Below are 1,773 nucleotides of genomic sequence, written 5' to 3'. Positions count from 1 at the left end.
GCAGAAGTCCGCCGATCACCGCCCACTCTTCATCCGACAAATCGCCCCGAAACATCGCTGCCCCAAAAAAGCAGCCTTGAATCAGAACTCAGCCCAAATGAAAACCTCTTTTGTCAACATCGCCTAGGCGTTTCAATGAGGCGTCGCAGGCCTGCCGGATATAATCCGGGCTGTTGTCGATGCTGCGCGCATATTCGCCCGCAGCCTTGCGAATGCCGAACTTGGTAGCGATGAAAGCATCCGGGCGGGCTGTTTCCAGGAATCGCGCCAGCAATTCCTCATTGAGGCCGTTGCCATACATGTCGGCGGTATCGAACAACCGCACGCCCAGATCATAGGCGCGGGCCAGCACGTCGAGCGACTGCGTATCGTTGGTTTCGCCGTAGAATTCGGACATACCCATGCAGCCAAGGCCAAGGGCTGGCAGGTTTAGGCCACTGGCCCCGAGCGGAAGGGTGCGGATCATGACATATGCTCCTGTTATCAGATCACACTGTGTCGCAGCAGATCATGCCGATGAAAACTGCATGATCCTGCACGTCATCTGTGCAATATTGATCAGATGAACTGGGATGATCTGCATGTGCTGGCGGTGCTGGAGCGCGAAGGCTCGCTGGCAGGCGCAGCCCGCGCCCTGGGCGTCAACCATGCAACGGTGTCGCGCCGGATTGGTGCACTGGAGAAAGCTCTGGGGCACGCCCTTGTGCACCGTCTGGCCCGGTCCACACCGCTGACCGAGAAGGGCATCGAAATTGCCGCTGTCGCCCGCGACATGGAGAGCGGCGCGCAGCGGATTGAGCGCATCTCCCATGCCGCGCAAGGAACGCTGACCGGGCGCGTGCGTTTGACCGCGCCGCCGGTGCTGATGAGTGAAATCATCATCCCGGCTTTGCGCGTTCTGCGATCCGAGCATCCCGGCCTGCAGATCGTGCTGTCCGCCAATTCGCATATTGCCTCGCTGGATAGCGGGCAGGCCGATCTGGCGGTGCGGATGGTCGAGCCGCAGGGCAGGCAGAATATCATCCGGCGCATCGGCTCGGTCGAGTTCGCCCTTTATGCAACGCCGGAAATTGCCAGACTGCCACCGCAGCAATGGCGCTTTATCGCCTTTGACGAAACGCTGGCTCACGTGCCGCAGCAGCGCTGGCTGGAAGAGTTTGCCGGAGACCGTCCGCTCGACCTGTTGACCGGAGATTTTCACAGCCAGTTTGCGGCAGCCAAGGCTGGCCTCGGCGTTGCACTGCTACCCTCAATAATGGCAACACCTTGCAAGGAACTCGTGCGCGTAATTGCCAAGCAACCCGAAGCGCGACCCGTGTGGATGGTGATCCATGCTGATCTGAAACACGCCCCCGCCGTGCGCGCAGTCGCCGATATGTTAGCGACTGCGTTTGAATGAGGCAGTTGCCTGAAACTCCGACAGAGCTGCCGTTCGCAAGCCTCAATCAAATCATTGAAGCTGCCATACATTCGGGTCTCGAAATGTCCCTGGCTCGTTCAATTCGCCATGGGTTTCCGCCTGGCGGGCAACAAGCTGGTTCCTTAAACGCATAGCCGAAGAAGTGCGGAGCCAACTTGCTGTCGAAGCGCTCGAACCCAAGGTCAGGGTCGACGAAGCAGTTCAAACCGATGAAGGCTTTAGCAAGCTAGGCGATGTTGACAAAAGAGGTTTTCATTTGGGCTGAGTTCTGATTCAAGGCTGCTTTTTTGGGGCAGCGATGTTTCGGGGCGATTTGTCGGATGAAGAGTGGGCGGTGATCGGCGGACTTCTGC

2 protein-coding genes are annotated in these 1,773 nt (G+C 58.7%); one reads left to right on the top strand and one right to left on the bottom strand.

Annotation, left to right across the window (positions count from 1 at the left end; genetic code table 11):
- Nucleotides 1-88: 88 nt before the first annotated feature.
- The gene (locus tag MRBLMC3_RS16125; RefSeq protein WP_363830478.1) at nucleotides 89-466 is read right to left on the bottom strand and encodes an aldo/keto reductase; all 378 of its coding nucleotides are present in this window, start codon (nucleotides 464-466) and stop codon (nucleotides 89-91) included.
- Between the two features lie 96 nt (nucleotides 467-562).
- On the opposite strand from MRBLMC3_RS16125, the gene MRBLMC3_RS16120 reads away from it, so the two are divergent.
- Nucleotides 563-1,399, top strand: coding sequence for a LysR family transcriptional regulator (locus MRBLMC3_RS16120; RefSeq protein ID WP_363830476.1), 837 nt, complete (start codon nucleotides 563-565; stop codon nucleotides 1,397-1,399).
- Nucleotides 1,400-1,773 lie beyond the last annotated feature (374 nt).

This window comes from Sphingobium sp. LMC3-1-1.1 (assembly GCF_040676285.1).
In the GTDB taxonomy this organism is placed as follows: Bacteria; Pseudomonadota; Alphaproteobacteria; order Sphingomonadales; family Sphingomonadaceae; genus Sphingobium.
Note: the sequence above shows the minus strand (reverse complement) of the source record. Positions and strands in the feature narration are given on the sequence as shown.